The following is a 22002-nucleotide window of genomic DNA, read 5'->3' on the forward strand; positions in this document are numbered from 1 at the left end:
ATGTCCGACACCACGACTTCCCGGCCAGTCATCAAAAGATCCACGTTGATTTCGCACCGCGTCACCAGCCTGGTTTTGCCTATCGCAATCCTTGCCACCCTCCTGTTTTTCGGCTTGGTGGAACCCCGCGTCTGGTCTCTCGGCAATATACAGAACATCATTGTGCAGGCGAGTTTTCTTGCGATCTTTGCCATGGCGCAAACCTTCGTCATTCTGACACGCGGTTTCGACCTTTCACTTGGCTTCAATATTTCGTTGATCAGCGTGGTTTCGGCCATGGTGATGGTCAATGGCGGAGATGGCACGTCCGTATTGCTTGGAATGGGCGCAGGACTCCTTATCGGGGCGGCAATCGGCCTGACGAATGGCATACTGATTGCCGGGTTCCAGCTCAACGCTTTGGTGGTGACGCTGGGTATGGCCAATATCATCCTTGCTCTGGCCTCAACTGTCAGCGGTGGCTTCCCGATCACGGGCCTGCCTCCAGTCTTTAACGCCGTGTTCTCGCAAGGAAAGTTCCTTGGTCTGTTTGCGCCTATATGGGTGCTTGCATTGGTCTTCATTGTGCTTGGCTTTGTCCTGACCACCACCAAATTCGGTCGTAGCCTCTATATTATCGGCGCGAACCCCAAGGCTGCACGGGCGGCTGGCATACGAGCCGCGCCTGCGGTCATTCTGGCCTACACCATTTGTGGACTGCTGACGGCCATTGGAGCGATCATGCTGACGGCACGCACAGGCTCTGGCGAACCCAATCTTGGTGGAAATCTCACACTGGAATCCATTGCGGCGGCAGTCGTTGGTGGTGTGCGCCTGACCGGTGGTGAGGGCGGTGTGACCGCGGCTTTGATCGGAGCGCTTTTTATCACGGTTCTTTCCAACGGCATGAACCTCATTCAGGTCGACGGTTATCTCCAGCAGATATTCCTTGGCCTCATCATCATCGTTTCCCTAGTCGTCGTGCAGATGCAGACGCAGCGTTAGTCCAGGGCTTTCGTATTCGCATTACGGGCGGCTTTGCCGTTCATTTACCGACCCCAAAAGTGATATCTTGAGGATCAAATGACGTATCAGGTTTGCATCGATATTGGTGGTACCTTCACGGACTGCCTTGTTTCGAACGAAAAAGGTGAAATCTCGATCTTTAAATCGCCGACGACACCGGGCGAGTTTGAGAAGGGGTTTATCAATGTCCTCCATGTTGCTGCCGAAGGATATGATCTAACCCCGGATGCCTTCTTCAAGCAGGTCGACCTTATTGTGCACGGTTCGACCGTTTCCACCAACGCTTTGGTGGAACGCAAGACCGTCAAGGTTGGACTGATTGTTACCGAAGGCCATCAGGATGTGCTTGTTTTGCGCGAGGGCCCGCGCAAGGGCGCCTTTCAGTGGCGGCTGGATTATCCCGAAGCCTATGTGCCGCGTCACCTGACGCGCACCGTCAGTGAACGCATTGATGCGCGTGGACGCGTGGTCACTGCGCTCAATCGCGATGACGTTGTGAAAGCAGCGGAAGACTTCAAGAAGCTCGGTGTTGAAGCGATTGCCGTAGGCTTGCTGTGGTCTGTCGTTAATCCGGAGCACGAACTGGAAATACGCCAGATACTCGAAGAGAAACTGCCGGACGTAGCTATCACGCTCAGCCATGAAATCAATCCGATGCCGCGCGAATATAAGCGTATCATCGCCGCAGCAATCGATGCTTCGATCAACCCCATCGTCAAGCGCTATATAGAAAAGTTGCGCCTAGCACTCGACGAAACCAATTTCAGTGGTGAATTGTTGCTGGCCAATTGCGTTGGCGGTATGATGCCGGTTGCAGAAATGATCCGAAAGCCGATTTACTCGGTCATGTCGGGTCCAACCCTTGCTCCAATGGCCGCTCTTGCCCTTTCCGACGAGCCAGACATTATTGTCGGTGACATGGGTGGTACGACATTCGATGTTTCCGCTTTGCGCAACCACCAGATTATCGTTACGCCTGACAGCATGATCCATCATGACAGTCTTGGCATTCCCAAGGTTGACGTACGTTCTGTCGGTGCGGGCGGTGGGTCTATCGCGTCAGTGGATGCTGGCGGTCTCTTGCATGTGGGGCCGCATAGTGCAGGCGCGCGTCCGGGACCTGCCTGCTACAACAAAGGTGGTGAGCTGCCCACGGTTACCGACGCCAATGTTGTTTTGGGGATTGTCGATCCAGACTATTTTCTGGGCGGCAAAATGCAGCTGCGGAAGGACTTGGCCGAGCAGGCTTTGTCAAAGGTTGCAGGCGAACTTGGGGTTTCCAATGAAGAAGCCGCCTATGCCATCTACACGACCTCGAACCACAACATGGTGGCTGCTATTGAAGAAATTACCGTGCGTGAGGGAATTAACCCGCGTGACAGTTTCTTCGTTTGCGGTGGCGGCGCAACAGCTATCCATATCGCGGAAATGGCCGATATTCTCGGTCTCAAACGCTATATGATCCCCCGCTTCATGGCTGGCCTGTCGGCTTTTGGCGGTCTGATCTCGGATATCCGTCGCGAGGATACCGGCGTGCTTTTGACTTCAAACGAACGATTTGACCCTGAAGGCGTTAACGCGATCCTGTCGCGGCTAATGGAGTCTAGCGATGGGTTCCTAGAGGAGGCAGGCGTTACGCCCGAGAACCGGCGTTTCGAATTCAGTTTCATGGGACGATACGAGTATCAATCCTTCGAAATTGAAGTTCCGTTCACGCCTGAAAATGGACAAGTCACGCAGGCCCAACTGGCGGAATTCGTTGAAGCCTTCCACAAGATGCATGAACGCATCTATTCCATTCGTGCGGATGGTGACGTAGTCGAGTTCACAGCCTGGAAGCTGCGCGCGATTGGCAAACGTACGGGACAGGACGTTTGGCTCAGCCATACGCTGCACAGTCAGGACGGCGCGGTCCGGCCAAAGGGCTTCCGCAATGTTTACAGCCACGAAATCAAGGCGAAAGAGAAACTGCCGGTTTACGAACTGGCGGGACTTGGCGCTGGCGCGCAACTTGTAGGTCCGTGCATCGTCGATGCCGAAACATTTACCGCCTACCTGAAGAAGGGGCACGACGCCACCGTGGATACATATGGCAACCTTGTTGTCCAGGTAGCCTGATCAGAAAGGTTCAGTGATGAATATGAGCACAAAAATATCTGATACGGGTGCGGCCCGTCGTGTAGATCCGTTTCTTATGTCCGTTCTCAAAAGCCGTTTCGAGGCAGTGGTGCGCGAGATGACGCTTGTCGTCATGCGCGCGAGCCGGTCGGCTGTTATCAAGAACGCGCGCGATTTTTCCTGCGCTATCCTGACTTACGATCATCGTCTGGTATCGGTCGAAGATGCCCTGCCGATCCACGTTATGTCGATGGATCTGGCGACCCGCCCGATCACCAAACTCTTTGACGACATCAAGCCGGGAGATATCTTCTTCAACAATTGCCCGTTTACGGGCGGTACGCACCATGCCGACCTGATCGTGGCGATGCCGGTTTTCTATCAGGGTAAACCGCTATTCTGGATGATGGCGCTGTCACACCATGCTGATACCGGAGCGCCGACGCCATCGACCTATCTCCCATTCGCGAAGAACATCTTTGAAGAGGGAATGCACTGGCCCTGCGTGCGGATTGCCGAAAACTACAAGGAAAAGGCGGATATTCTTCGCATCGGCTCGATGCGCAATCGCGTTCCTGAAATGTGGCTTGGCGATGTGCGTGCACAGATTGGCGCTTGTCGCACTGGTGAACGTCGAATTCACGAATTGCTGGAACGTTATTCGCCGGAAACGGTGATGGACTTCGTAGAAGACTGGTTCGACTATGGTGCGCGATGCGCAAAGGCCGCCATTGCGAAGCTTCCTGCTGGTCAATACAGCTATGAAATTCGCCACGACCCGGTGCCCGGCGTTGCCGACGAAGGCATTCCCGTCAAACTGACCATCAACGTCGACCCTGAAAAAGGTGAGATTGTCGTTGATGCGCGAGACAATATCGATTGCGTTCCAGGCGGCCTGAATCTGTCGGAGAACACGGCGACCGGATCATGCCGTATTGGTGTGTTCAACAATCTTGATGAAAGCATCCCGCATAACGAGGGGGCCAAGTCGCAGATCAAGGTGTTGTTGCGTGAAGGGTCTGCAATCGGAAAGCCCAAATATCCGGTTGGAACTTCTGTCGCCACAACCAACGTCAATGACCGGTTGATGATTGCTGGCAATGCGGTGTTCTCCCAGATGGGCGCGCCATATGGTCAAGCTGAAAGTGGCTCTCATCTTCCGGCAGGTGTTGGGGTCATTTCAGGTCAAGACCCGTACAAGGATGGCAAAGGCTATGTGAACCAGGTCTTTGTCGGATATGCCGGTGGTGGGGCCTTGCATGGCCATGATGGCTGGCTAACCTATTGCGGTCCCGCAAATGCTGGTTTGATCCAGCTGGACTCTGTCGAGGTTGATGAATCGATGTATCCCATCATCATCGAGCGGCGCGGTGTTGTCCAGGATTCGCAAGGTTATGGTGAGTTTGAAGGCGCGCCGACAGTCGGCGGCGTTTTCTACCCGCTCGATCATGATATGACGATTGTCTACGCTGCTGATGGCACGACCTTCCCGCCACGCGGCGTGTTGGGGGGCGGTGCGGGCAAGGCCTCGGAGACGGTCAAGATTGTGGGCGGGGGCAAGGAAGAAACTCTGCCGGCTTTTGCGGAAGTCGTCATTGAAGACGGAGCGAAGATTGCTTTTACAGCGTCGGGCGGCGGCGGTTACGGCGATCCGCTGAAACGCGATCCAAAGCGCGTGCTTGCGACCGCAAACCGTGGCTGGTTGTCCCCGGAAGTTGCCGAAAAGGTCTATCGCGTTGCTTTGGTTTCCAATGATGAGGAACCTGGCACGTTCAAGATCGATCTCGAAAGAACGGCGAGCCTTCGCGCGTAACGCACAAGTAGACTAAGGCGAAGATTGGTCCCCGCATTGCTGGTTGCAATGCGGGGGTATTGTTTGAGCTAATGACCGCAAAAAGGAAACGGCACTCCGTTGGAGTGCCGTTTTATAATGTCTGCTTGATCAGTGCAGATCACACCGCGTGTCGTTCCGTGACAAATTTGGTTGTGAGATAGGGTTCGATGGCTTCGCTGCCACCTTCGGAACCATAGCCGCTGTCCTTGACGCCACCGAATGGTACTTCCGGCAGCGCCAGACCAAGGTGATTGATGGTCAGCATACCGACCTCGACGCGGCGTTCCAGTTCGGCAATCCGTGCTGCCGATTGCGTAAACGCATAAGAAGCAAGGCCGAATGGCAGGCGATTGGCTTCGCTGAAGGCTTCTTCCGCATCAGAGAATGGAATGATCAATGCCACTGGGCCAAACGGTTCATCATTCATGATGTTCATATCGCGCGTGATATTCGCCAGAACCGTCGGTTCGTAGAAATTGCCGGAATTGCCGATGCGCTTGCCACCAGCGACAACATTGGCGCCCTTATCTCGAGCATCGGCTACGAGCGCTTCAATGGCTTCCACGCGACGCTGCGAAACCAGCGGCCCCATGGTGCTGTCGACTTCGAGACCGGAGCCTACCTTGACGCGCCCGACTTCCTGAAGAAACACATCGACGAACTGATCGACAGCCTTGTCCTCGATCAGGAAGCGGGTCGGAGATACGCAGACCTGTCCAGCGTTGCGGAATTTCGAGCGGCCCATCGTGGTTGCCGCTGCCGCGATGTCGGCATCGCCAAAGACCAGAACCGGTGCATGGCCGCCAAGTTCCATCGTGGCGGGCTTCATATGAGCACCTGCCAGGGAGGCTAGGTGTTTTCCGACCGGCACCGATCCTGTAAACGAGACTTTGCGGATAGCCGAATGCGCGATCAGATAGCTCGATATGTCGGCTGGCACGCCATAGACGAAGTTGACGACGCCTGCGGGAAGTCCGGCCTCATGCAGAACTTCGGCCAGAACGGTGGGTGAGGCGGGGGTGTCTTCCGAAGGCTTGACGACGAGCGAGCAACCGGCGGCGAGTGCCGCACCCAGTTTGCGCGCCGTCTGCGATACAGGAAAGTTCCACGGTGTGAAAGCAGCGACCGGGCCGATCGGGGCCTTGAACACTGTCTGGCGCACAAAACGGTCACGCGCCGGAATGACACGGCCGTAAGCACGCCTGGCTTCTTCAGCAAACCAGTCGAAAATATCGGCCGAGACGTTGATTTCCGTGAGCGCTTCGGCCAGCGGCTTGCCCTGTTCGAGAGTCAGCAGGCGTGCAGCGCCCTCGGCGCGCTCGCGGAGCAACGTGGCGGCCTTGCGCAAAATATTCGAGCGTTCGAAGACGCTCATATCGCGCCAGATGTGGAAGCCGCGTTCAGCGGCCAGTGCTGCGGCTTCAAGCTGAGCTTTCGAGGCGATGCCAACCGTTCCGATGGTTTCATTATTGACCGGATTGAGCACGGCGATGGGCGGGCCGCCTTCGCCTTCAACCCATTTGCCATCGATGAACAGTTTGGTGTCGCGGTAGTGAGGATTGGTCATGACGTACTCAATTACCTGTTTGCAAGCGTTGAAAGATCAGATTTCCGATAGGTATGGCCGACGTGGCTGCGGGCGAGGGTGCATTGCACACATGCAGCACACGTTTCGTCTGGTGGAACTTGAAGTCGTGAATAAGCTTGCCGTCTCTCGAAACGGCCTGTGCTCTTATTCCCGCCTGATAGGGCCGAAGGTCGCTTTCTTGCAGGGATGGGCAATACTTCCGGCACTTTTCCAGATAGCTCTTCTTGAACAAGCTATCCTTCATCTCTTCCAGGCCGGACGAAAGATGGGCGGTGATCACTTTCCAGAAGCCCGGAAAGGCTGCATAGGACGCCATATCACGCAAATTGGCCGAGAATTTTGGATAGCCTTCGCGCGACAAGCCCAGAACGGCATTGGGTCCGACGGTCAAGCTGCCGTCGATCATCGGCGTCAGATGAATGCCGAGAAACGGCATCGAAGGGTCCGGCACCGGATAAATCATGCGTTCGACAATTTTGTTCAGTTCAGGCCGCAACGCATAATATTCGCCGCGAAACGGCACGATCTGGAAGTCGACATCGACACCGGATCGGCGGGCAAGGCGGTCAGCCTGCAGTCCCGCGCAGGCGATGACCTGCCTGCTTTCCCATACCTTGCCGCCCGCATGGACTCGCACACTGTCGCTGCGTTCTTCAATGCTCTCTACACACACATTGAACTCGATATGGCCACCAGCAGCCCGAATGAGATCGGCCATCGCGCGGCAGACCGCACGATAATCGACAATGCCGCTCTGCTCGACAAGCAAGGCACCAAGCCCGGTCACAGCGGGTTCGAATTCGTGCAATTCACCGCCGTTGAGACGACGACAGGGAATGCCGTTCGCAGCCGCATTCGTTTCAAGGGCGGCGAGGCGCTGTACTTCGACTTCGTTTGTCGCAACAACAAGCTTTCCGGGAACTCGATAGGCAATGTTGTTCTCGTCACAGAACTGCTTCGTCATGCGCTCGCCAGCGCGGCAAAGCTCTGCCTTGAAGCTGCCGGGCTGGTAATAGATGCCAGCATGAATCACACCGCTATTATGGCCGGTCTGATGCATCGCAACGGCTTCTTCCTTCTCCAGCATCAGAATGCGGGCTGAAGGTTCCTGCCGGACAATGGTAAGGGCCGTGGCAAGGCCAATAATGCCGCCGCCAACCAGACAATAATCATACATGAGAAGAACCGATGTTTGTTGTATGATGCATCATGAATTAATCGCACGAAGCGTCACCGGCGTCAATTGGTTTACTGAGAGGAAGATCGTTATGTCTACGCGCCAACAAGACGACCTGCGGTGGTCAGTTCTTGATGAGCCTCAGCAGCAATCTACGTGCCGATGTGAGCGGGCACGAAGCCGATGTTGCAGTGATCGCTGTCGGTTAACAGAACGAGCGTATGAAAAGATCGACCGACATCATCGGTATCTAGAAAGAAATGTCAGTAAAGGCCGTGCGGTTTCGTTCAAGCTCCATGCGGGTGCGGCGAATGTGGCTGTAAAGGGCTCTCTCTGAGTCCTCGACATCTCTTCGCTTGATCGCTTCCATCAGAAGTCCGTGCTCGCACTGAATGATCCAGAACCGCTCTCGGCCCAAAAGCATTGTGTACGCGCGCCGATAATGCTGGGTGGTATTCCAAATGCGCTCGATCATGGGGATGAGCGTAGGCATGGCTGTCGCGCGATAGCTTGCGAGGTGAAATTGACGATCAAGCCGCAGGAATTCTTCCACATCTGTTGTGGCGTCTATGGCGTGACAGATCTCCTCAAGGCCGCGAATATCGTCATCGGTCAAGTGCGGGAGGCTTTCGCCAAGCGCAAGCGGTTCGATCCGCTCGCGGATCTTCCACATCTCCACGCACTCATTGATATCGACACGCGCAATCCAGACGCCACTATTGGGAACGATGACGACGAGGCCCTCGCTTTCGAGCTGTTTGAGAGCTTCCCGAACGGGCACACGACTCGTCCCGAATTGTGCGGCAAGTTCTTCTTGACGGATGCGCAGTCCAGGCGCGAACTCGCCGCTCAATATCTTTTGACGAATTTCACCCGTTACTCGAAGACCCAACGTGGTTTCATTCATAAAATGGCCCCTTCTATGCTCTGACAGTCCATCAGAGACGCCAGATATAGCAGACAATGTTCGGCGCACGTCTACTACTTTTACCGTCGGATGAAGAAGCGATCAGGAAGTAGAACCAACCGGATTCCAAAGGCGGCGCGTCAGACCTTTTTCATAAGCCTTGCCATGCGGGAAGGATACAAGTTCGAGCTGCATTCCCCACGGTGTCAGGAAGTAAACCCAGGTTTGCCCTGCACTCGGACCATCTTTGCGCACAACTGGCTCACCGAGAATGCGGACATCATGCGTGCGCAAATACTGCACTGCCGAATCAATATCGTCGACATAGAAGGCAAGGTGATGTCCTCCGATGTCGCTATTGCGCGGTTGGACCGGGTTTTGGTCGGGCGAAGAATACTCAAATATCTCGAAGTTGGAGCCATTCCCGCAACGCAAGAACTGTAGCTTCTTCATGACGGCGTGCGGATGCACATTGAGAGCTGTCTGCATCCAATCCCCATCAGACGAGAAAGGGCCAAGCTCATAAAATGGCTCGCAGCCAATGACGTTTACAAAGAAATCCACCGCTTCCGCCAGATTGGGGACGGTGAAACCGATGTGCTCTGTGCCTCGCAGGCCAGGTAAGCCGATGTCACATGCAAATGCCTCGTCCTGATGGCTGTAGCTACTTTTCGACATTCACTTGCCTTTGCATCAATGTATCCAATCTGATCATAGTTCATCGAAAAAACGTCTTTGTCGAGCCTTATTTTGCAGATTGTTCTTTATTTTTAGATTAATTGGATACAATTGATTGACACCGCGCAAAGAAAATGAAAGCCTAGCAGTAACAAAACGAGAATAAATGTGGGAACCACTCTGGCTTGTTCAGAGCATCAAAATCGCCGGTATCGCGCGTAATGTCTGACCATTGTCTGCCGCTTGCGAGACGCTCGCAGGTGACGGCCGAACTTTGTCTGTAGAGGAAGAAATGCCGCAAACGAAGATCGTATCGAGTTCCACCCGCTGGCTAGAGTTTGGCACGACCAAGAAGGATTGGGATGCGGAAGGCGCTGCTGGGTTGGAAACGATGCTCACATCACTTCATCTCATCCGCGCATTTGAAGAAGCAGTCCTCGAACTTGCAAATGAGGGGCTGATTCATGGCCCGGCACATTCATCCATTGGTCAAGAAGGCGGTGCGGTTGGCTCGATCTTGCCTCTGCGAGCAGATGATCAGATCAACGGCTCTCACCGGGGGCACCATCAATTTCTCGCAAAGGCTTTGAACTTTGTCGCGCCCGATGGCCTGCCTTTGGGATTGGCATTTAACGGTTCAATCCATTCCCTTCTTCGCCGCTCTCTGGCCGAAATCATGGGCCTTGCCGAAGGGTTCTGTGGTGGTCGCGGTGGGTCTATGCACCTACGATGGCAGGTCGCGGGTGCACTGGGCACCAATGCCATTGTTGGCGGCGGCGTGCCGCTGGCGGCAGGTGCTGCTTTCGCACACAAGCAGTCAGGCTCGGACGCGGTTGCGGTAAGTTACTTTGGCGACGGCGCGGTGAATATCGGCTCGGTACTGGAGACGATGAACCTCTCTGCAGCCTGGCGTCTGCCTCTATGCTTCTTCATCGAGAACAACCGCTATGCGGTCGCGACCAGCCTTGAAGAATCAACGGCAGAAACGCGTTTGGCCGCGCGCGGACAAGCCTTCGCCATTCCATCTTGGCATGTTGACGGGATGGATCCGCTTGCGGTCAATCTCGCTATGAAAGAGGCGCTTGCACATATGCGCGCCGGAAACGGTCCGACCATCATCGAGGCCGAGGTTTACCGCTACTTCCATCAGAACGGTTCTTTCCCGGGCTCTGCCTTCGGCTATCGCACGAAAGAGGAAGAGGAAAGCTGGCGGGGGAAGGATCCGTTGGATCGGGTAGCACGAGAAATGATGGCACGTGGCCTTGTCGATCAGACTGGTATCGATGCGTTGAGAGCGCGTTGCAAACAGATCATGCAAGATGTTGCAGATGAGCTGACGGATCGCGTGGACAATCGTCGCATTATCAAGACGGGGCTGTGGCCGAAACCGGACTTCTGCGATGTCGGTATTCGTAGCGATGGATCCGAATTGTCGGGCCTGCAATATGTCGAGAAATCGAACTTCAATGGCGGGATCGAACAACGCAAATTTGTCGACGTCATTGCTGATGTGCTGGACCGGCGTATGGAGATCGATGAGGGTATCGTCATTCTGGGCGAGGATATTCACCGCTTGAAAGGTGGAACCAACGGCGCCACGCGTGGTCTCAAGGCTAAATATCCGGATCGCATCCTCGGCACGCCGATCAGCGAGAATGCTTTCATGGGCTTGGGCGGTGGACTTGCGATGGATGGACGTTATCGTCCAATTGTCGAGTTCATGTATCCGGACTTCATGTGGGTTGCGGCAGATCAGGTGTTCAATCAGGTCGGCAAGGCGCGCCATATGTTTGGGGGCGATATGGCCGTCCCTCTTGTGCTGCGTACGAAGATCGCAATTGGCACAGGTTATGGTTCTCAGCATTCCATGGATCCCGCAGGCATTTTCGCCACCTCGCCGGGCTGGAGAATTATCGCGCCATCCACGCCGTTCGACTATGTCGGGCTGATGAACACAGCGTTGGCGTCGAATGACCCTGTTCTGGTGATAGAGCATGTCGATCTTTATCAAACGATGGGGCCAGCACCGGTTGGCGATCTTGATTATTTCATTCCTTTTGGCAAAGCGTCGGTGCGCCGGAGCGGGTCTGCCGCGACGATACTGACCTACTCCGCTATGGTGCAGGCAACGCTTGATGCCGTGGAGGAGGCAGGTCTTGATGCCGAGGTCATCGACCTGCGGTGCCTCGACCGTGCCAGCATCGATTGGGGAACCATCACTGAAAGCGTGAAGAAAACCAACATGGTCATGATCGTAGAGCAGGGACCGCGCGGTGCCTCCTACGGCGCATGGCTTTCCGATGAAATCCAGCGTCGGTTGTTCGACTGGCTTGATCATCCCGTCGAGCGGGTCAGCGGACGCGAAGCTTCTCCGTCGATCTCCAAAGTTCTCGAACGCGCTGCCTATGCCGGGCGAGAAGAGATTGCGGCTGCATTGGTAGCCCTGCCGGAGCGACACCATGCCTGAGTTTCTCGTCATGCCGTCCGTCGTGGTCAATGCGCGCGAGGGCACCATTGCTCGGTGGTTGAAGGTCGAGGGAGATGCTGTTGCCTCAGGTGAGGCATTTGCCGAAATCGAGACGGACAAGGCCGTCATCGAAATTCCCAGCCCCAAGACCGGGCGCGTTGCTCGCATAATACACGGCGATGGAGCGACAGTAACAGTTGAGACACCGATCGGCATTCTCGCGGAAGAAGGCGAGACTGAAGCCGATGTGGCACAACTGCTTTCAACCTCCATTCCTACGATACTTGTTCAACCGGAAGCGGTAGGCTCCGATGCAACGACAGCACCGTCGGCTGAAATGACACGCGGGGGCTTGAACCGGCGCTTATTCGCCAGCCCGCTTGCGCGCAGGCTTGCAGGCGAAATGGGCATCCTGCTCTCTGACATCAATGGGTCAGGACCGCGCGGGCGTATTCTACGCGCCGATGTTGAGGCTTTCGATACAGCGATACGCGCGGTGTCTTCTACGACCGTTCCTGTCGCCCAGCAGTCAGCGGTGGTAAATGAAGATGTATCCGTTGTTCGATCGAACGATGTGGAGATCCCACATGTTGCCATACCGCATTCCGCTATGCGGCGGACGATTGCACAGCGATTGAGCGCGTCCAAACAGACGATTCCACATTTTTATCTAAACGCAGAAATCGTTGTCGATGCACTGCTTGAACTTCGAAAGCAGATCAATGCTACGCGTCCGGCAGAAGCGCGGTTTTCGATTACGGATTTTCTGGTCAAGGCCGCCGCCGCTGCATTCGCTCGCGTTCCTGCCTGCAATGTTATCTGGACTGAGGACGCTCTTCTCAGTCTGCAACGAACGGATATTTCCATTGCGGTGGCGACAGATGGCGGATTGATCACCCCGGTGGTCAAGGATGCTGGCAAAAAATCGCTATCGGTAATCTCGGATGAGATTTCCGATCTAGCGCTCAGGGCCCGCAATGGCAGCTTGAAGCCGGGCGAGCATCGTGGCGGTTCGTTCACCATCAGCAATCTCGGCATGTATGGCGTGAGCGACTTCATCGCCATTGTCAATCCACCGCAAGCCTCAATTCTCGCAGTCGGCGCGATTGAAGAACAGATTGTGTCTCGGGAGCTCAAAGCCGTTGACGCCCGCGTTATGCGCGTGACGCTTTCGCTCGATCATCGGGCAATAGATGGCGCTTTGGGAGCGCAATGGCTGTCCAGTTTCAAGGAGCTTCTTCAGAACCCGATGCAAATTCTCGTCTGAAGCGAAATACCTCGTCACAAGAAAAACACAGGGCGAGCAATGATCATAAAAGAGAGAGGAACAAGAACATGCATAAATATGGGAAGATGCTTTTGGCAACTGGTATCGCGACTGCGGCATGCCTTTCTGGCGCCCATGCTCGCGATCTAACTGTTGTTGGCTTTGGCGGTGCGGTTCAGGACGCGTTTCGCGAAGCCTATTTCACGCCCTATGCCAAGGAAAAGGGCATCAAGGTGCTTGAAGACACGACAAACGGCGGCCTCGCCAAGCAGAAGGCAATGGTCGACGCTGGAAACGTCACCTGGGACGTTATGCAGATGGAGGACGATGAAGTCACCATGGCGTGCGAGCAGGGGCTTCTCGAGAATATTGTCTGGTCGAAAAAACCACATGCAGATGAGATTGATCCTAGCCAGTTCAAAGAATGCGCCGTCGGTGCTCTGAGTTGGGCCAACATTCTGACCTATGACAAGACCAAACTGACGGACGGGCCCAAGAACTGGGCCGATTTCTGGAACGTGGAAAAGTGGCCTGGCAAACGCGGTTTGCGCAAGACTGCGAAACTGACCATGGAAGTAGCCTTGATGGCAGACGGCGTGCCGCCATCGGAAGTCTATAGCGTAATTGCAACCAAGGAAGGTCAGGACAGAGCCTTCGCCAAGCTCGATCAACTGAAGCCACATATCCAGTGGTGGGAGAGTGGAGCCCAGCCGCAGGAATGGCTTTCTTCAGGCGATGTCGTCATGACGACAGCCTATAATGGTCGCGTTGATACCGCCCAGAAGGAAGGGAAAGACTTCGCTATCGTCTGGGACGGACAGATCAACTCGACTGAGTTCTGGGCCATCATGAAGGGAACTCCTAACCTAGATGAATCAACGTCTTTCGTCGAATTCATGATGTCGAAAGAACCACAAATCACCTTTGCCAATAATATCGCCTACGGCGTCAGCAACGTCAAAGCCATGGAAGCTCTTCCCGCGGACCGACTGGCAAAACTCCCATCTGCACCAGACAATCTCAAAGACGCGGTGCGTTTCAACTCGGAGTTCTGGATTGATCACGGTGAGGAACTGGCAGAGCGCTTTGCCAGCTGGGTTGCCCAGTAAGCCAACTGGATAGTGTTAAAGGCCATGCCGGTCGATTTCCAGCCGGCATGGTTTATGGAGGCATGGTTCCGATGACCTTGATCGATGAAGACACCACCGCGACCAAGGCAACGCGCCGGGAATGGGGGCGAGCCGACAGACGTCGGCGCGTTGTGTCCCTAATGCTTGTGGCGCCACTTCTATTCTATGTGCTGCTGACATTCATGCTGCCGATCGGCATCATTCTCTACAAGGCAATTGATAATGTCGAACTGACGCAGGCTCTACCAGAAACGGTGGCTGAATTGTCCCGCTGGACGGCGAGCGATCCAGCGGAGTTGCCACCGGATGTTGTTTTCACCACTTTTGTGCAGGAAATTGCTGGCACTCCGCGCAATCTCGTTGCTGAGGCTGCCCGACGCTTGAACTACGAGGAAAGCGGCTACCGAACGCTACTCACCAGCACCGTTCGCAAGTTGCGAATACTGCCAGACGATATCACTGCAGATGGTGCCGCACGCCGTTTTCTGGCCGGAATCGACAAGAGGTGGGAGGAGGCAGCGTATTGGCACGCGATGAAACGCGCGTCGCCAGCCTACACGCCTTTCTACATGCTTGCCGCAGTCGACCTTGCCATTAATGACAACGGTAAGGTGGTACAGGCACCCCAAGAGCAACGAACCTATGTCGATATCCTCTTTCGTACGCTCAAGACGGCAGCTATCGTCACTCTCGTTTGCGCTCTGCTTGGCTATCCGCTTGCCAATCTGATGGTGAGTGCGCCGCGATTTCTTTCGATCGCGCTTATCATAGCTGTAATGTTGCCGTTCTGGACATCGCTATTGGCGCGCACCTCTGCCTGGATCGTACTTCTTCAACGTGAGGGGCTTGTTAATTCCCTGTTTGGTTGGCTTGGTCTGATCCGGCAGCCCCTGGAGCTGATCTTCAACACCACCGGGCTCTATATTGTGATGATCCACATGATGTTGCCCTTCATGGTCCTTCCTCTCTATTCCACGATGAAGGGTATACCACCACATTTCATGCGGGCGTCAGCCTCTCTTGGCGCTCATCCGGTTCGCGGGTTTTTGAATGTCTATTTGCCGATGACGCTGCCGGGTGTCGGAGCGGGTGTATTGCTGACCTTCATCGTGACCGCGGGCTATTATATCACGCCATCGCTGGTCGCGAGCGCGCGCGACCAGATGCTCGGCTACTTCATCGCCTTCTTCGCCAATACCACCATCAACTGGGGCATGGCGTCGGCACTTGGGATTATGCTGTTGCTTTGCACTGTTGCGGTCTATGCGCTCGCCGCGCGCACAGTGGGCGTGCGTCAGCTAGCGGGACTAAAGTGAGATCGCCAATGCCATATCATCGTCAAGCAATGATCATACGGACGCTCTACTACGGCTTTGGCGTGGCTATGATACTCTTTCTGGTCGTTCCACTCATTGCTATCGTCCCGCTGTCCTTCAGTTCGGGCAGCTTTCTCTCCTATCCGCTGCCGGGTGTTTCGTTGCAGTGGTATGAGCGTGTGTTTGCGGATGGCCCATGGCTCTCATCACTCAAGAACAGTCTGATCATCGGTTCGGTGTCGACAGTTGCTGCAACCATTCTCGGCACACTTGCAGCTTATGCGTTTGCCCGTCGCGACTTGCCCATGCCAACCGCGATCCTCGGCTTTCTCATCGCGCCAATGATTGTTCCGCCTGTCATTAGCGGGCTCGGAATGTACTTTCTGATGGCGAAGTTTGGTCTGACCGCCAGCATGCCTGGCGTTATCATCGCCCATACAGTCCTGTCCGCGCCGTTTGTGCTCATCACCGTGACGGCCACTCTACAGGGCTTCGACATGGGACTGCTCCGCGCCGCGGCCAGTCTTGGCGCGTCTCCTTTCAAAGCCTTCATGACAGTTCTTGTTCCGATCATTGCACCGGGCATTATCTCTGGCGCGCTTTTCGCGTTTATGACCTCGTTCGATGAAGTCGTTGTAACTCTCTTCCTTGCCGGTCCCGGCCAGCGAACCCTTCCCTTGAAAATGTTCGAGGGACTTCGCGACAATATAGAACCGTCCATTCTTGCAATGGCAACGTTCCTCATGATCGTCGCCACCCTCAGCCTCATCGCCGCGCTGTTCCTCGTGAACCGCAATGCTCGAAATCTCGGAAAGGTATAACATGACCGAAGAAAACGCTGTCCACATTCCTAACCCGCAGGGAGGCGTTGCATTCATTGACGGGCGCTATATGCCAGTTGCCGATGCCAGCATTCCAATTCTTGATCGCGGCTTCGTGCGTTCTGACGCCACTTATGACGTTGCGCATGTCTGGAAGGGGCGCTTCTTTCGTCTTGACGACCATATCGAACGGTTTTTTGCGTCCATGCGTGGGCTTCGTATGTCGCTGCCCTACACGGGTGAGCAAATCGCCGAGATCCTCATCGAATGTGTCAGTTTGAGCGGTTTGCGCGACTCCTATGTGCAGATGACATGCACACGGGGAATGCCGCCGGCTGGTAGCCGTGATCCGCGTCTTTGTACCCAGCGCTTTTATGCTTTCGCTACGCCTTTTGTCTGGATTGCGAATGACGATCAGCGCCGGCAGGGCGTTCCCATGGTTGTAAGCTCGGTTCATCGTATTGCACCACAGGCGGTGGACCCGCGCATCAAGAACTTCCACTGGCTCGACCTCACCATGGGCATCTTTGAGGCCTATGACAGAGATGCTTTCGTGGCCGTTCTGCGTGATGGGGATGGCAATATTACCGAAGGCGCAGGCTTCAACGTATTCGCTGTCAAAAATAATATTCTCTGCACGCCAGAAAGCGGTGTTTTCGAAGGTATGACCCGACGGACAGTTCTGGAACTGTGCGAGCAATTGCAGCTGCGTTGCGAGGTCCGTCCTGTCGCCATTGGCGAGATTCTCGGTGCCGACGAAATCTTCATGACCAGTACGGCTGGCGGCATCATGCCCGTGACTACAATCGACGGCAAGACAGTCGGCGATGGCAAGCCCGGTCCGTTAACACGTCAACTGCACGATATTTACTGGCAGAAACAGGAAGACGGGTGGCTCGCAACTGACGTGCCCTACAGGGATTGATACCGCGCAGAAAATGCTTCCCGACAGTACGGGAAACCTGGAAACGCATATCAGCCGCACGAAAGGTCATTCATGGAAACCGGACAAATCATTGAATTCGTGGGCGTGCAGAAAACCTATGATGGACGCACCGTTGTTATCGAGAATCTTAACCTGTCGGTAAGACAGGGCGAGTTTCTAACACTTCTCGGCGGTTCAGGTTCCGGTAAAACCACAACGCTGATGATGCTTGCCGGTTTCGAAACGCCTACCCGAGGTCATATTCTCGTCAAGGGAAAGCCGATTGAACACTTGCCGCCCCACCGCCGGGGCATCGGTGTTGTCTTTCAGAATTATGCGTTGTTTCCAAACATGACCGTAGCGCAGAATCTGGCTTATCCGTTGCGCATGCGAAAGATGAACAAGCGGGAAATACAGGTTAAGGTGGACAAGGCCATCGAGATGGTTCGCCTGGAAGGAATGCAAAACCGTCGGCCGAGTGAGCTTTCTGGTGGGCAGCAGCAGCGTGTTGCACTTGCTCGCGCGCTCGTCTTTGAGCCGAGCCTGGTTCTGATGGACGAACCGCTTGGCGCACTCGACAAGACACTGCGCGAACATATGCAATATGAGATCAAGCAAATCCATCGGGATTTGGGTGTTACGATGGTCTATGTCACGCACGATCAGACTGAAGCGCTTGCGATGTCCGACCGCATTGCCATTTTCGAGCGCGGATCGGTCACTCAGATCGCCAGCCCGCAGGAGCTTTATGAGCAGCCCGCAAATGTTTTCGTGGCGGGCTTTATTGGTGAGAACAATATCATCTCTGGACATTCGGAAGGCGTGGATGAACGTGGTTATGGAACCATCCGCTTGGATTGTGGCCAGACAGTGCGGACACATCTATCCTCCAGTTTTACCGATACAGGCAAGCCTGTTAAAATCGCAGTTAGGCCCGAGCATCTTGTGATCGGCACAGCGGCGCAGAGCCGCTCCAATCAGTGCAAGGGAACAATCTTAGATACGACTTACCTCGGTGACCATTTGCGCGCACTGGTGGACATTGGCTGCGGGCAGACGATGGTGGTTCGCAAGCCACTTCTGGATTTCACCACCAGACCGGTGGCAGGTGATGCAATTCTTATCGGTTGGAACGATAGTGACGGACGCGCTTTCTCGCAGGTGTCCGCTCAACTTCCACCGGGGTTTTAGTATGCGCGATAACATAAGCCGACCTTGTTGACGCAATAGGGTGAGGTCGGGGATGAGCGCTTCTCACATTGAAATCAGGAGTTTAATATGGTTTCGACGACTGGCACAATAGGAGTGGCAAAACCGAATAGCTTCGAACTGTCGGATGAAACCGTTCGTCTCATCGAGATCGCGAAAACGGGTCATTACACGTCGGTATTCTCCGCGCCCAACTTGAATCTGTTAAGGCTTGGATTGTCCATGCGGCCATGCCGCTCCACGCCCGCATTCAGCGATCAATCCGGCAATTGATCGTCGATAGCGCACTCGGGCCTGGAAAAGCACTTTCGTCTTTGCGCAGTTGCATGCCGAGGGTATCATCGACCGCCGGGTGGGCAGCGGAAGTTTTGTGGCGCAGATAACGGAATTTACGCCCGGACACAGCGTTTCCTAGCGCGATGCACTTTTGCGCAATCAGGCGCCCAATCTGAGCAAACGCGGTGCGGTCATGTTTCACAGCGGTGGCGTGCGCGAGCTCCTTGCGCCATGGCCTTTCGCCCACGGCGTTCCGGAAACCCGTAACTTCCCGCTTCAGCTTTGGGAGCGTCTGGAGCGGCAGGTGTTGAAGGAAACCGGTACGCAGGTGCTTCTGCATGGCGATCCGCCGGGGACAGGGCCCTTGCGGCGCGCTGTCGCCGAATACGTGAACCTGGAACGCGGCGGCCGCGCGACATCCGACAGGGTGCTGATCCTCACCAGCTCGCAACAGGCACTGACTTTATGTGCAAACATGCTGTTCGATCCCGGTGACCGGATCTTCATCGAGGATCCTGCCTTTTACGGCGCCCGCAAGGTGTTCGATGCCGCCGGACTTGAAGCCATCCCGGTCGGTGTGGATGACTAGGGCATTGTGATCGAGCGGATGGTAAGCGAAGCGAGCAAAGCCAAGGCCGTGTTTCTCACGCCATCAGTTTCCAACCGGTGCGACCCTGTCGCTGGATCGTCGCCTGGCACTGATCGAATGGGCCGCCCGCCAGAAGACATGGATTATCGAGGATGATTATGACAGCGAGTTTCACTACGCTGGCAAGCCGATGGCCTGCGTGCAAAGCCTCGACCGGCATGATCGGACAATCTATATCGGTACTTTCACCAAATCACTCTTTCCGGGCCTGCGTATTGGCTACATGGTATTGCCGCCGCAACCGGTTTTCTGATGGGATTTGCAGCTTACACACCGGCGGAAATCGAGATCGCGGTCAAAAAGCTGGCGACGGCTTTTCGCGCAGTCGCGAAGCCTTAGGCGCTTCCGCCGACACTGCATTTGCCAGCCTTGTTAAACTCCAATAACTTCACAAGACTTGTTCGAATTATGATTGTCAGTTGGGTCGATATTCTGTCTGAACAGCGGCTGATACCGGGATGTAATTTATGAACCTCAATAGAAGCATCCGGTCTGCCGCACTTCCGATCCTCATGTGGTTGCTGTTCAATCTTTTGGCGATAGGTGGCCTCGTTGTCTATCAGCGCGCCACCCTGTTGTCCGAACTTCAAGCGGCCAGCTTCACTTTGCACCGTGAGGCTTCGCAGCGTGCCGACCAGCACGATGCCCATCTGACGGCGCTTTCGACGATCGCTCAATCCAAGGCGCGCACTGCCGATCTCTCTCAGGACGATGTTTTCCTTGAAGTGGCGGCAACGATTGTTCGTTTCTATCCGCGCATAGACGAGATTCAATTGGTGGCGATGGAGCCAACTGTCCCAGTGACCGGCACCAGAAAGTTGGAACCGGAACTGGCCGATGCGATACTTGCGGCGGCTCTTTCATCACGCGGTGTTCCCGAACTGCTGGCACCTACAGCACGACCGGGACACTATTTGATCGTAAAACGTAGTCCGAATACGGATAATCCTCACGACGGCCTGGCGCTGGCGATCAATGCCGGCAGTCTGATTACATCTGATGACCCATTCTGGAGCCGTAAAGGTGTTGCACGACGCGTCCTGATGCCCGATGGAACGGTTCTGTACAGTAGCTCGGTCTCGTTCGGCGAAGCGCGTTTTTCCAAGAAACTGGGCAGCGCCACGCAGCCGCTTCTTTTCCAGACTGCGCACGCCACGCGCTGGACCGATCTGTTGCCTTTTGACCAGTTGATCCCGATTTTTGTCCTCACCAATCTGCTGTTTTTCGGTGGATTGGTCATCGTCCGCCAGACACAACGCACACGCCACGCGGAACGCCGTGCAGAACTGAGCGGTCTTGAGGCCCGGTTGGCCCATGCCTCGCGGGTCAACACGATGGGGGAGATGGCAAGCGGCATGGCGCATGAACTGACACAGCCTCTGACGGCACTTCTCGCTGGCGCGCAGGCAGGGCGCCGCTTGTTGAACCGTAACAATACGGAGGCTCTCGCTGGAGCGCTGGATGATATGGTGGACCAGGCGCGCCGTGCATCGGCCATTCTGGATCGACTACGCAACTGGTCCCGCCCACAGCGTCGGCAGACGGCACCCGCCGATCTACGCCTGTCGCTTCAAAATGTGCAGACCTTGCTAGCTTCGGAAGCGATCCGGCGAGGCGTCAAAGTTGAACTTGTGCTGCCCGAAACACCTTTGATAGCTGCGGTTGATCCCGTGGAAATGGAGCAGGTGATGTTTAACCTTCTCCGTAATGCGATTGAATCCTTTCATGACGAAGATCAGGACCGACGGGTAAATGCATCCCTGAAAGCTGACGGACCGATAGCCATTCTGGAAATTGCGGATAATGGTCCTGGCGTAGCAAGGGAACTATTGCCGCGCCTGTTTACCCCGTTTACCACAAGTCGCCCTGAAGGAACCGGCCTCGGTCTGGCACTCAGTCAGCGGTTGGTCGAGCGTTTTGGCGGCGAGATTTCCTATATTCCACAGGAGCACGGCGCGCTGTTTCGCGTTGCGCTCCCAATTGCTCAAGACACGGAAAGTTAAGAGGATGGTTCAGCCGGTCTATCTCGTCGATGACGATGAAGCAGTACGAAAGTCGCTCAGCCTTCTCCTGTCGACCATAGATATCGAGGTCAGGAGTTTTGCTGATCCTTCTGTGTTTCTGGGGCAGCTACCACGACTGAAGCCGGGGTGCATGATCTTCGATATTCGCATGCCGGTCATGACAGGCCTGAAACTTCAGGAGATGTTGGCCGGGCAGGAAATTGACTGGCCGGTGATCATCATTTCGGGCCACGGCGATATCGAAGCCTGTCGTCGCGCCTTTCGAAACGGTGCAGTGGATTATCTTTCTAAGCCCGTCGATGAGCAGGATCTGATCGACGCAATCCAGAAGGCTCAGCAATTGCTTGACCATAGGCTCGGGAGCAGGGCGCTAAGAGCTGAAACGCTGGCACTGCTGGACACGTTGACGGCGCGTGAACGCGAGGTGCTCGATCGTATTGCGCGAGGTTTCACGACCAAGCAAATCGCTGATGGTCTTGAAGTATCGCCACGTACGATAGACAGCCACCGTGCGGCCATAGGGGCGAAACTGGGCACGACTTCGCAAGCGGAAATGACGCGTTTGTGGCTGGAGGGGCAGTCGAATCCGTAGAACTACCGATAAGATCGTA

Annotated in this window: 16 protein-coding genes and 1 pseudogene; 13 read left to right on the plus strand and 4 right to left on the minus strand. The window is 55.2% G+C overall.

The window, feature by feature from the left end; genetic code table 11:
* The 3 genes from CES85_RS25290 to CES85_RS25300 all read left to right on the plus strand — a co-directional run bounded on the left by CES85_RS25290 (position 1) and on the right by CES85_RS25300 (position 4936).
* Positions 1-984 carry an ABC transporter permease gene (locus CES85_RS25290; protein ID WP_095448528.1) on the plus strand — a complete coding sequence of 328 codons (984 nt, stop codon included), beginning with the start codon at positions 1-3 and terminating at the stop codon, positions 982-984.
* A gap of 78 nt (positions 985-1062) precedes the next feature.
* Entirely contained in the window at positions 1063-3123 is a 2061-nt protein-coding gene (locus CES85_RS25295) for a hydantoinase/oxoprolinase family protein (protein ID WP_095448529.1), read from the plus strand.
* A gap of 22 nt (positions 3124-3145) precedes the next feature.
* Complete coding sequence (locus tag CES85_RS25300; RefSeq protein ID WP_244923325.1) at positions 3146-4936, plus strand: hydantoinase B/oxoprolinase family protein; 1791 nt, start codon at positions 3146-3148, stop codon at positions 4934-4936.
* A gap of 139 nt (positions 4937-5075) precedes the next feature.
* On the opposite strand, the gene CES85_RS25305 is transcribed toward CES85_RS25300, so the two are convergent.
* The 4 genes from CES85_RS25305 to CES85_RS25320 form a co-directional block, all read right to left on the minus strand.
* Positions 5076-6524 (minus strand): NAD-dependent succinate-semialdehyde dehydrogenase, encoded by a 1449-nt coding sequence (locus tag CES85_RS25305; protein WP_095448531.1) that lies wholly within the window; start codon positions 6522-6524, stop codon positions 5076-5078.
* Between the two features lie 7 nt (positions 6525-6531).
* Complete coding sequence (gene lhgO, locus CES85_RS25310; RefSeq protein WP_095448532.1) at positions 6532-7722, minus strand: L-2-hydroxyglutarate oxidase; 1191 nt, start codon at positions 7720-7722, stop codon at positions 6532-6534.
* A 250-nt stretch (positions 7723-7972) separates the two neighbouring features.
* Positions 7973-8629 (minus strand): GntR family transcriptional regulator, encoded by a 657-nt coding sequence (locus tag CES85_RS25315; protein ID WP_095448533.1) that lies wholly within the window; start codon positions 8627-8629, stop codon positions 7973-7975.
* 102 nt (positions 8630-8731) lie between these two features.
* A complete protein-coding gene (locus CES85_RS25320) occupies positions 8732-9307 on the minus strand; it encodes a VOC family protein (protein WP_095448534.1) in 576 nt (191 codons plus the stop codon).
* Between the two features lie 292 nt (positions 9308-9599).
* Here CES85_RS25320 and CES85_RS25325 point away from each other — a divergent pair, with 292 nt between their 5' ends.
* The 10 genes and pseudogenes from CES85_RS25325 to CES85_RS25370 all read left to right on the plus strand — a co-directional run bounded on the left by CES85_RS25325 (position 9600) and on the right by CES85_RS25370 (position 21983).
* Positions 9600-11774: an alpha-ketoacid dehydrogenase subunit alpha/beta gene (locus tag CES85_RS25325; RefSeq protein ID WP_095448535.1), complete on the plus strand. Its 2175-nt coding sequence runs from the start codon at positions 9600-9602 to the stop codon at positions 11772-11774.
* Positions 11767-13041 carry a 2-oxo acid dehydrogenase subunit E2 gene (locus CES85_RS25330; protein WP_095448536.1) on the plus strand — a complete coding sequence of 425 codons (1275 nt, stop codon included), beginning with the start codon at positions 11767-11769 and terminating at the stop codon, positions 13039-13041. The genes CES85_RS25325 and CES85_RS25330 overlap by 8 nt, the downstream gene beginning before the upstream one ends.
* 68 nt (positions 13042-13109) lie before the next feature.
* Positions 13110-14150 carry an ABC transporter substrate-binding protein gene (locus CES85_RS25335; RefSeq protein WP_095448537.1) on the plus strand — a complete coding sequence of 347 codons (1041 nt, stop codon included), beginning with the start codon at positions 13110-13112 and terminating at the stop codon, positions 14148-14150.
* Positions 14151-14221: 71 nt separating this feature from the next.
* Complete coding sequence (locus tag CES85_RS25340) at positions 14222-15487, plus strand: ABC transporter permease (RefSeq protein WP_095448865.1); 1266 nt, start codon at positions 14222-14224, stop codon at positions 15485-15487.
* 8 nt (positions 15488-15495) lie between these two features.
* Positions 15496-16308: an ABC transporter permease gene (locus CES85_RS25345; RefSeq protein WP_244923326.1), complete on the plus strand. Its 813-nt coding sequence runs from the start codon at positions 15496-15498 to the stop codon at positions 16306-16308.
* A gap of 1 nt (position 16309) precedes the next feature.
* Entirely contained in the window at positions 16310-17233 is a 924-nt protein-coding gene (locus CES85_RS25350; protein ID WP_095448538.1) for an aminotransferase class IV, read from the plus strand.
* A gap of 72 nt (positions 17234-17305) precedes the next feature.
* The gene (locus tag CES85_RS25355; protein WP_095448539.1) at positions 17306-18424 is read left to right on the plus strand and encodes an ABC transporter ATP-binding protein; all 1119 of its coding nucleotides are present in this window, start codon (positions 17306-17308) and stop codon (positions 18422-18424) included.
* Between the two features lie 248 nt (positions 18425-18672).
* Positions 18673-19614: pseudogene (locus CES85_RS25360) on the plus strand (aminotransferase-like domain-containing protein); the annotation flags it as partial.
* 220 nt (positions 19615-19834) lie between these two features.
* Complete coding sequence (locus CES85_RS25365; protein ID WP_095448540.1) at positions 19835-21370, plus strand: sensor histidine kinase; 1536 nt, start codon at positions 19835-19837, stop codon at positions 21368-21370.
* Positions 21371-21374: 4 nt separating this feature from the next.
* Positions 21375-21983, plus strand: coding sequence for a response regulator transcription factor (locus tag CES85_RS25370; RefSeq protein ID WP_095448541.1), 609 nt, complete (start codon positions 21375-21377; stop codon positions 21981-21983).
* Positions 21984-22002 lie beyond the last annotated feature (19 nt).

It is taken from the genome of Ochrobactrum quorumnocens (assembly GCF_002278035.1).
Lineage (GTDB): Bacteria > Pseudomonadota > Alphaproteobacteria > Rhizobiales > Rhizobiaceae > Brucella > Brucella quorumnocens.

Coding starts and splice junctions, on each gene's coding strand:
- CES85_RS25290 (WP_095448528.1), top strand. CDS start 1: ATGTCCGACACCACGACTTCCCGGCCAGTCATCAAAAGATCCACGTTG.
- CES85_RS25295 (WP_095448529.1), top strand. CDS start 1,063: ATGACGTATCAGGTTTGCATCGATATTGGTGGTACCTTCACGGACTGC.
- CES85_RS25300 (WP_244923325.1), top strand. CDS start 3,146: ATGAGCACAAAAATATCTGATACGGGTGCGGCCCGTCGTGTAGATCCG.
- CES85_RS25305 (WP_095448531.1), bottom strand. CDS start 6,524: ATGACCAATCCTCACTACCGCGACACCAAACTGTTCATCGATGGCAAA.
- lhgO (WP_095448532.1), bottom strand. CDS start 7,722: ATGTATGATTATTGTCTGGTTGGCGGCGGCATTATTGGCCTTGCCACG.
- CES85_RS25315 (WP_095448533.1), bottom strand. CDS start 8,629: ATGAATGAAACCACGTTGGGTCTTCGAGTAACGGGTGAAATTCGTCAA.
- CES85_RS25320 (WP_095448534.1), bottom strand. CDS start 9,307: ATGTCGAAAAGTAGCTACAGCCATCAGGACGAGGCATTTGCATGTGAC.
- CES85_RS25325 (WP_095448535.1), top strand. CDS start 9,600: ATGCCGCAAACGAAGATCGTATCGAGTTCCACCCGCTGGCTAGAGTTT.
- CES85_RS25330 (WP_095448536.1), top strand. CDS start 11,767: ATGCCTGAGTTTCTCGTCATGCCGTCCGTCGTGGTCAATGCGCGCGAG.
- CES85_RS25335 (WP_095448537.1), top strand. CDS start 13,110: ATGCATAAATATGGGAAGATGCTTTTGGCAACTGGTATCGCGACTGCG.
- CES85_RS25340 (WP_095448865.1), top strand. CDS start 14,222: ATGACCTTGATCGATGAAGACACCACCGCGACCAAGGCAACGCGCCGG.
- CES85_RS25345 (WP_244923326.1), top strand. CDS start 15,496: ATGCCATATCATCGTCAAGCAATGATCATACGGACGCTCTACTACGGC.
- CES85_RS25350 (WP_095448538.1), top strand. CDS start 16,310: ATGACCGAAGAAAACGCTGTCCACATTCCTAACCCGCAGGGAGGCGTT.
- CES85_RS25355 (WP_095448539.1), top strand. CDS start 17,306: ATGGAAACCGGACAAATCATTGAATTCGTGGGCGTGCAGAAAACCTAT.
- CES85_RS25365 (WP_095448540.1), top strand. CDS start 19,835: ATGAACCTCAATAGAAGCATCCGGTCTGCCGCACTTCCGATCCTCATG.
- CES85_RS25370 (WP_095448541.1), top strand. CDS start 21,375: ATGGTTCAGCCGGTCTATCTCGTCGATGACGATGAAGCAGTACGAAAG.